The 7,587-nt window shown below is 46.9% G+C and carries 9 protein-coding genes; 3 read left to right on the top strand and 6 right to left on the bottom strand.

Annotated features, from left to right (window positions below; genetic code table 11):
* Positions 1–169: 169 nt before the first annotated feature.
* A complete protein-coding gene (locus tag N4310_RS06595) occupies positions 170–1,015 on the top strand; it encodes a DegV family protein (RefSeq protein WP_262092554.1) in 846 nt (281 codons plus the stop codon).
* A 27-nt stretch (positions 1,016–1,042) separates the two neighbouring features.
* Here N4310_RS06595 and N4310_RS06590 read toward each other — a convergent pair whose 3' ends face one another.
* A complete protein-coding gene (locus tag N4310_RS06590) occupies positions 1,043–1,405 on the bottom strand; it encodes a DUF1304 domain-containing protein (protein ID WP_262092553.1) in 363 nt (120 codons plus the stop codon).
* Positions 1,406–1,518: 113 nt separating this feature from the next.
* On the opposite strand from N4310_RS06590, the gene N4310_RS06585 reads away from it, so the two are divergent.
* Positions 1,519–2,241: a pseudouridine synthase gene (locus N4310_RS06585; protein WP_262092552.1), complete on the top strand. Its 723-nt coding sequence runs from the start codon at positions 1,519–1,521 to the stop codon at positions 2,239–2,241.
* A 9-nt stretch (positions 2,242–2,250) separates the two neighbouring features.
* Positions 2,251–3,108, top strand: a complete 858-nt coding sequence (locus tag N4310_RS06580) for a cation diffusion facilitator family transporter (RefSeq protein WP_262092551.1) — start codon at positions 2,251–2,253, stop codon at positions 3,106–3,108.
* A 17-nt stretch (positions 3,109–3,125) separates the two neighbouring features.
* On the opposite strand, the gene N4310_RS06575 is transcribed toward N4310_RS06580, so the two are convergent.
* From N4310_RS06575 to N4310_RS06555, 5 genes are all read right to left on the bottom strand, one after another.
* Positions 3,126–3,740: a TIGR01906 family membrane protein gene (locus N4310_RS06575; protein WP_262092549.1), complete on the bottom strand. Its 615-nt coding sequence runs from the start codon at positions 3,738–3,740 to the stop codon at positions 3,126–3,128.
* Positions 3,733–4,500 carry a TIGR01457 family HAD-type hydrolase gene (locus N4310_RS06570; RefSeq protein WP_262092547.1) on the bottom strand — a complete coding sequence of 256 codons (768 nt, stop codon included), beginning with the start codon at positions 4,498–4,500 and terminating at the stop codon, positions 3,733–3,735. Before N4310_RS06570 ends, N4310_RS06575 begins: the two co-directional genes overlap by 8 nt.
* A gap of 21 nt (positions 4,501–4,521) precedes the next feature.
* Complete coding sequence (hemW, locus tag N4310_RS06565; RefSeq protein ID WP_262092546.1) at positions 4,522–5,652, bottom strand: radical SAM family heme chaperone HemW; 1,131 nt, start codon at positions 5,650–5,652, stop codon at positions 4,522–4,524.
* Between the two features lie 140 nt (positions 5,653–5,792).
* Positions 5,793–6,599, bottom strand: coding sequence for a transporter substrate-binding domain-containing protein (locus N4310_RS06560; RefSeq protein ID WP_262092545.1), 807 nt, complete (start codon positions 6,597–6,599; stop codon positions 5,793–5,795).
* A 9-nt stretch (positions 6,600–6,608) separates the two neighbouring features.
* Positions 6,609–7,412 carry an ABC transporter substrate-binding protein gene (locus tag N4310_RS06555; protein ID WP_262092544.1) on the bottom strand — a complete coding sequence of 268 codons (804 nt, stop codon included), beginning with the start codon at positions 7,410–7,412 and terminating at the stop codon, positions 6,609–6,611.
* Between the last annotated feature and the right edge of the window lie 175 nt (positions 7,413–7,587).

Raw genomic sequence — 7,587 nt, 5'->3', positions numbered from 1 at the left:
TATTTTTATGAAATTGATGAGGAGGAGTCAGGATCCTGACATTATTTTCAAAAAGAATAAGCAACGGGAATGATTCCATTCGCTTTTTCTTTGGATTTTTAACAAAATTGTGCTATACTAGATAATAGGACATAACTTTGTGAAATGTACATTTTTTAAGGAGCACCTGATGAAGTGGAAAATTATTGCAGACTCTGCCTGTAACTATCGCCAGTTGGAACATTTAGCGCCCAACACGACGTTTGAATCGATCCCCATGTATGTTCAAGTAGGCGACAAGACCTTTGTGGATAAGGCCAACCTGGATATTGATTTTATGATGGAAGTCATGTACGCTAGCGAGCAGGCATCTAAGTCTGCCTGCCCGAGCCCGGATCAGTATCTACAAGCCTTTGGGGATGCGGACGCCATCTTTGTGGTGACCATTACCGGCGCTCTTTCTGGTAGTAACAATGCAGCCCGTTTGGCACGGGAGATCTATTTAGAAACCCATCCCGATGCCAAGGTTCACATTATCGACAGCCTCTCTGCCGGAGGCGAGATGGACCTCCTCGTTTACCAACTCAATGAATACATCAAACAAGGACTCACTTATCCCGAAATCCTTGTCGCCATCGAAGAATATCAAAAACAAAGTAAATTAATTTTTGTTCTCGAAAAGGTAGATAATCTGGTCAAAAATGGCCGTCTCAACAAGATTGTTGGGAAAGTTGTGGGCCTCCTCAATATCCGTATGGTCGGCCAAGCCAGCAGCAAGGGCGAGCTTGAATTGCTCCAAAAAGCGCGTAGTAACAAAAAAGCCGTCTCCACAGCCTGGGCGGAGATGAAAAAAGCCGGTTACAAAGGCGGACGGATTCATATCTCCCACCGCAGCAACCCAGACTTTGTCCAAGACCTCAGCAAACTCATCCATACCGAATACCCCCAAGCTGAAATCCATAGCCTACCAACTTCCGGCATCTGTAGCTTTTATGCCGAAGAAGGGGGTGTCCTACTCGGGTACGAAACCCTATAATAAAAAGGAGCAGTCTGCTCCTTTTTATTATAGAAAAATCAAGCTCAAAAGGGCCAAGAAAGGTAGACCACCTTGCTTGAGGATAATCGACTTATTGCTGGTTAGACCACCGTAAAAGGCAACTACCAAGATATTCACCAAAAAGACTAGGGCTACTTCTTTCCCATTACTGCTAAAGAAAGCCGCATACAAAAGACCCAAACCAATAAAGCCATTATAGACACCTTGGTTGCGCATCCATAGTTGCAGCGATTTAGATTCTAAGTCAGAGTCACTCATACCAAAGGTTTGTTTGGTTTTAATAGAAGTTGTCGCCACGGTTTCTAAATAAAAAATAAAGAAAAACAAGGCTGCTGACAGAACTAACAAAATTTGTGAAATAATTGTCATTTTCTTTCCTCCTTACAATTTTAAAAGTATACCAAATCCAAAAAAGTTAGACAAGTCGGGAAATGAAAAAAAAAAAACGCTTTCTCTTTCAGAAAATTTGTTATAATGGAGGCATGAGAATCGATCAACTTTTAGCTTCGAGCTATAGCCGCAAAGAAATGAAACAAGCCCTGGCCAAGGGCCAGATTTTAGTAAACGGACAAGCTGCCTGCAAGCTCTCTCAAAATGTGGATACCAACCTTCAAATGGTTACGATTCAGGGTCAACCTGCCCCAGCCAGCAAGCACCACTACTGGCTCCTCCATAAACCTCGTGGAGTCGTTACCGCCAATCGCGATGCCCACCATGCCACTGTCTTTGATTCCCTAGCCAGTTGTGATTGGAATCCAGATTTGTATGCTCTAGGCCGTCTGGATCGCGATACTTCAGGGCTCCTATTGCTGACGGATAACGGTCCACTGGGCTACCAGCTCCTCCACCCGGATGCCCATGTGTCTAAGACCTATCAAGTAGTAGTCAATGGTCCCCTACACTCGGACTTACCTGCCCTGTTTGCGACAGGCATTATTTTTGAAAATGGCTACCAATGCCGACCGTCCCAACTAACTATTTTGGAATCCTCAGCCAAGCAAAGTCGCGCTCTGATTGAGCTGGCCGAAGGTAAGTTTCATCAGGTTAAAAAAATGTTCCTGGCTGTTGGGGTCAAGGTGATCAGCCTCAGTCGAGTTCAATTTGGCCCCTTCAAACTAAATCAGACACTCCCCTATGGGGCCTATCGGGGACTGACCGCTCAGGAAAAACAAGCTCTGATTCAAATCTTAGAAGAAAGTCGGTAACAAGAAGCGATGCACAAGCACTCAAAAACCACATTTATAGCCTTTGTTCTCAATCTCTCCTTCGCCATCCTGGAAGCCATTTTTGGAGTCCTCTTCCAATCCTCGGCCGTCCTAGCCGATGCCGTTCACGATTTTGGGGATGCCATGGCCATTGGCCTCTCTGCTTATTTGGAAAAAGTCTCCACCAAACAGACTGACCTCCGCTACACCCTAGGCTACCAACGTTTCACGATTCTAGCTGCCTTGGTAACTGCCAGCATCCTCATCACTGGATCCACCTTCCTCATCATTGAAAACACACCGAAAATTTTCAATCCGCCTGTCGTCAATCATCAAGGGACCTTTGCCCTGGCCCTCCTCGCCATTGCCATCAATGGTTTTGCGGCCCACCTGGTCCACAAGGGACACAGTGCCAACCAACAAATCCTGACCCTCCATTTCCTCGAAGACATTTTGGGCTGGGTCGCGGTTCTTCTGGTCAGCATCCTTCTCCAATTTACAGACTGGTATTTCCTAGACCCCTTGCTTTCTATCGCCATCTCCCTTTTTATCCTCAGTCAATCCCTGCCTAAATTCCTCAACAATTTACAAATTTTTCTTGAAAAAGCGCCAGAAGATCTCAATCTAGAAGGCTTGCGCAGGCAGATCGAAACGATGGATGGAGTCCACCAAGTCACCCAATTCAATGCCTGGACCATGGATGGTCAGCGTCACATAGCCATGCTCCACCTGCATATCGAAACGGGGACCGATGAGCGGCTCCTCAAAGACCAGATCCACCACCTCTTAGAGGCTCACAAGATTGTCGAAAGTGCCATTGAATTGGACTATTCCAGTCTCGAACACCAGCACCATACTAAGCTTTAACAGAAAAATCTGGCTCTTCACGATAGGCCAGATTTTTTAGTTGCAAAAAAACAAAAGAAAAAATAAAGTTCATAGAGGATGCCCCAGCAGATAAAAGATAGCAGGAAGACATCCTGGGGCAATAGAAGAATAATCGGATCTAAACGCGGATCAAAAAGCCAGGTCTGGTCACCAGGAAAGAGAACCTGGTGGAACCAAATAAAGAACTGGTCAAAGCCCACCAGCACTGCTAAAAAGCCCAAGCCTAGTGGAATCAAGGCCCAAAGCCGGTACCAGCTAGCCGGCACCCAAAGCCAGGATTTCTGAAAAGCAATTCCCAAACTGGTGCCGACAAAGACCAGCTGACAAAAATGAAATAGGTACTTGACCACCTGAAAATGGTAAAGACCTGACTCCGATGCCGGTAGGTCTGGGAACTTGAGCTGGTTGATCCAAGGCAGGGTCAGGTAATCCATCAAGACCGCCACATTTCGCGCCAACCGTTCAGCGGGCCAACCCAGACTTTTAGGCAGATCCCAGAGGTCCAGAAACAGGGGATAGGCCAGATCAAAAATCCAGATGGTTAGTAAAATGGAGGCGGATAGCCCCCAGAAACTCATCAATACGCCCGAAATCCAAGCCCGCCTAGTCATCAAAACTCCAGTCTGCTAAAGAAGTCACTACATGGGTCGGTGGAATCGGTAGGTCTGCTACTTCTTCTGCCTGGGTAAAACCGGTTAAGACTAGTAGACTGGCAATTCCATTATCAAGACCGGCCCGGATATCAGTCATGTAGTTATCTCCCACCATCACAACTTCTTCCTTGCTCAAGCCAATCCGCTCCAAGGCCTTTTCCATGATAATCGCCTCCGGTTTACCAATGTAAACAGGCTCCACGCGCGTGCTGGCTTGGATAAAACGAACCAGGGATCCGGCACCCGGTAAGAGTCCTTCATCAGTTGGGATGTTGAGGTCGGGATTGCTACCGATAAAGTGGGCTCCCTTTTGGATCGCCAGACTGGCAATTTTAGCTTTTTCGTAGGTTAACTCCGTATCCAGTCCAACTACCACATAGGCCGGATTGATAGGATCTTCCTCAAAACCGGCTTCGTAGATCGCCGCCTTTAGCCCGTCCTCGCCAATAACGTAAGCCGTCCTCCCTAAATTTTTATCCACCATATAATCAACCGTCGCCAGACTGGCTGTGTAAAGAGTAGATAGGGGAACCTGGAGGTCAAAGCGTTCCTCCAGCATGGCCTGTAGGACCTCGGGGCGGCGCGTGGTGTTGTTGGTTACAAAGAGATAGGGCAGGCCGCGCGCCTGAAGCTCCTTGACAAAATCACGCGCTTCAGGAATCAGCTCCGTCCCACGGTAAATCGTTCCATCTAAATCCAATAAATAACCCTTATACATCTTGCTTCTTCCTCTTCTATCTTATTTCAAGATAAAACGTTCGGCAACCGTGTCTCCCAGGAACAGCCCTTTCTGACTTGTCCGCAGACGGTCTCCTTCCCGGATCAATAAGCCTTCTTCCAGCATTTGAGCTACAATAGCTCCATAAACTTCCTCAAAGGAGCGTTGAAATTTTTGCTCAAACCGCTGGATTGAGACCCCCGCACGTTTGCGCAGCCCTAAAAAGAGCTCCTCTTCCATCTGCTCCTTGAGACTGAGTTTCTCCTCGTAAACACGCGCATTCCCTGCCTCAACCGCATTCAAGTAATGGCGGATTGGCCCATGATTCCGGTAACGAACTCCATTTAAATAGCCCGAAGCTCCCGCCCCTAGACCATAATATTCGGCATTGTCCCAATACATGAGATTGTGACGGCTCTCATAACCCGGCCGGCAAAAATTCGAAATCTCATAATGGTCATAACCGGCCTCCTTGAGGCTATTGATAATGTAATGGAACATATCCACCTCCAGATCCTCCTGTGGTAGATTCAACTGCCCCCGACGCATACGATTCATAAAAACTGTATGGTTTTCCAAAATCAAGGAGTAGAGACTCATATGGGGAATATCTAAAGCCAAGGCCTTCTGTACATTGGTTTTCACCTGCTCCATGGTTTGGTTGGGAAGGGCATAGATTAAATCAATGGAAATGTTGTGAAAACCAGCCGCTTTCAATCGGTCAATATTGTCATAGATATCCTTCTCCTGGTGCATCCGACCAATCTGGCGCAATTCGCGATCATTAAAAGTTTGCACCCCTAGCGAAATCCGATTTAAACCAGCATTGGCCATCACCTCAATCTTATCCTGGGACAAGTCACCCGGATTAGCCTCCAAGGTCCACTCCTGAACCTGACTGATATCAAAAATCGAAGCTAAGCCCTCTAAAAGAAACTCCAACTGAGCAGCCGACAAGGCCGAAGGCGTCCCACCCCCAATATAGAGCGTATCTACTGGCCCAGGCTCATAAGCTCGAATCTCCGCAAGTAAAGCCCGCAGATAATCATCCACCGGCTGGTTCTTGATAAAAACTTTAGAAAAATCACAATAGTGACAGATTTGTGTACAAAAAGGAATATGGACATAAGCTGCCCTTGGTTTGGTATTCATAGCTACTATTATACAACAAGTACCAGCTCATTGACAAAACTTTGCAAGGTGGTCTTACACCTCCACCATCCTTACCCCAGCAAAAAGCGAGATCCATTCCTGTGAATCTCGCTTTTTATAGACTTCAATTTGCCCCTGACCTACTCCACAACAGTATAGGTGCTGGCTTCTTCTAGATACTTAGCATAGCTGCCATCTTTTTTCACTTTAGCGATGACCTTGTTGACGACGGCTTCAAGTTCTTTGTTGCCTTTTTGCATGGCAACAGCTGTGCCAATGGTTTCTTGGGTTTTCAGCTCTGCGTCTGAGATGGCTAGTTTGTCATTTTGAGAGGTGTAGCCTGTGGCCACGGCTTGGTCAATAGCAACTGCGTCGACTTTGCCAGTGACTAATTCGTTGATGGCTTCTCCCATGGCTTGGAGGGAAATGACTTCTGAGGAGATCAGTTGCTCCTTGACCAGTTGTTCCTCCAAGGTTCCCTTCTGGGCGGCGATTTTTTTGCCCTTAAAGTTGTCTAGGCTTTTGAGGGTAGCTTTGTCTTCATAGCGGACCAGGAGGACCCGACCATTTTCATAGTAGGAGTCCGAGAAGGTCACAACTTCTTCTCTTTCTGGGGTTTTGGACAGTCCAGCTAGGGCTAGGTCGGCCTTGCCGCTACTGAGACTGGTCAAAACATTGTCGAAGCTCATAGCAGAGACTTCCAAGTCCACGCCCAGTTCATCCGCGATGTCTTGAGCCAAGGAAATATCCGCGCCAACAACCTGGTTTTTTCCATCAATCAAGGTCTGGAACTCAAAGGGCGCATAGTCTGGGCTGGTGGCAACAACTAATTTCCCCTTGGCCTGAATAGCCTCTGGACTAGCTGTTTCAGAGCCGCTAGCGCAGGCTGTCAGAGTTAGCCCGAGGGCTAACAAACCCACTTTTTTCAAGATTTTGTTTAGATTCATCCGCTGCTCCTATTCTGCTGCTGTGTACTTGCTGGCTTCTTCTAGGTATTTAGTGTAGCTGCCGTCTTTTTTCACTTTGGCGATGACCTTGTTGACGACATCCTGCAATTCCTTGTTGTCCTTTTGCATCGCCACTGCATTTCCTTGGGACTCCTCTGTTTTGAGCCCTGCTTGGGCAATGGCCAAGTCCTTGTTCTGGTTCACATAGCCCAAGGCAACTGGCTCATCAATCGCCACTGCATCAACCTTGCCTGCAACCAATTCATTAATCGCCTCACCCATCGCCTGGAGTGACAGCAATTGTGCATCCGCTAGCTGGTCTTTCACCATTTGTTCTGGGATTGAACCTTTTTGAGCCGCTACTTTTTTTCCTTTAAAAGAATCCAAGGATTTGTAGAGATCCTTGTCTGCCGCCCGAACCAAGAGTGAGTGTCCATTCTCATAGTAAGAGTCTGAGAAGGAGAGAACAGCTTCCCGCTCAGGCGTGCTAGTCAAACCTGAAATGGCTAGATCCGCCTTCCCACTCTGCAGGGTAGAAAGCACATTATCAAAGCTCATGGTCGAAACTTCGAGCTCGACCCCCAGCTCATCAGCAATGTCCTGCGCCAAGGAAATATCCGCACCAACCACTTGGTTTTTACCATCAATCAAGGTCTGGAATTCAAAGGGCGCATAGTCTGGACTGGTCGCAACCACTAGCTTACCTTTTTCCTGAATGGCTGCTGGTGTCGAAGCCGTACTGCTGCCACAAGCCGCTAAACTAAGAGCCAAGCCTAAGGCTGTCAAGCTTTTAAAAATTGTTGTTACTTTCATTTTCAATCTCCTCTTAGGTTGATGTGAATATTATACATAATTTTTGTATAATTTACAAGTCTTTTTGAAAAAAATTCCACTTTCTGAAAAAAGCTGGGGTGGGACAGAACTAATTTTTTTCAAAATTAGTTCTGTCCCACCCCCGCAAGGTTGATTAGGTCGGGTTCGGAGCCCT

The organism is Streptococcus danieliae, assembly GCF_025447695.1.
Lineage (GTDB): Bacteria > Bacillota > Bacilli > Lactobacillales > Streptococcaceae > Streptococcus > Streptococcus danieliae.
Note: the sequence above shows the minus strand (reverse complement) of the source record. Positions and strands in the feature narration are given on the sequence as shown.

Excerpts from the sequence above, each read along its gene's own strand:
- hemW (WP_262092546.1), bottom strand. The coding sequence starts at position 5,652 with ATGAATACCAAACCAAGGGCAGCTTATGTCCATATTCCTTTTTGTACA.
- N4310_RS06560 (WP_262092545.1), bottom strand. The coding sequence starts at position 6,599 with ATGAATCTAAACAAAATCTTGAAAAAAGTGGGTTTGTTAGCCCTCGGG.
- N4310_RS06585 (WP_262092552.1), top strand. The coding sequence starts at position 1,519 with ATGAGAATCGATCAACTTTTAGCTTCGAGCTATAGCCGCAAAGAAATG.
- N4310_RS06590 (WP_262092553.1), bottom strand. The coding sequence starts at position 1,405 with ATGACAATTATTTCACAAATTTTGTTAGTTCTGTCAGCAGCCTTGTTT.
- N4310_RS06575 (WP_262092549.1), bottom strand. The coding sequence starts at position 3,740 with ATGACTAGGCGGGCTTGGATTTCGGGCGTATTGATGAGTTTCTGGGGG.
- N4310_RS06570 (WP_262092547.1), bottom strand. The coding sequence starts at position 4,500 with ATGTATAAGGGTTATTTATTGGATTTAGATGGAACGATTTACCGTGGG.
- N4310_RS06580 (WP_262092551.1), top strand. The coding sequence starts at position 2,251 with ATGCACAAGCACTCAAAAACCACATTTATAGCCTTTGTTCTCAATCTC.
- N4310_RS06555 (WP_262092544.1), bottom strand. The coding sequence starts at position 7,412 with ATGAAAGTAACAACAATTTTTAAAAGCTTGACAGCCTTAGGCTTGGCT.
- N4310_RS06595 (WP_262092554.1), top strand. The coding sequence starts at position 170 with ATGAAGTGGAAAATTATTGCAGACTCTGCCTGTAACTATCGCCAGTTG.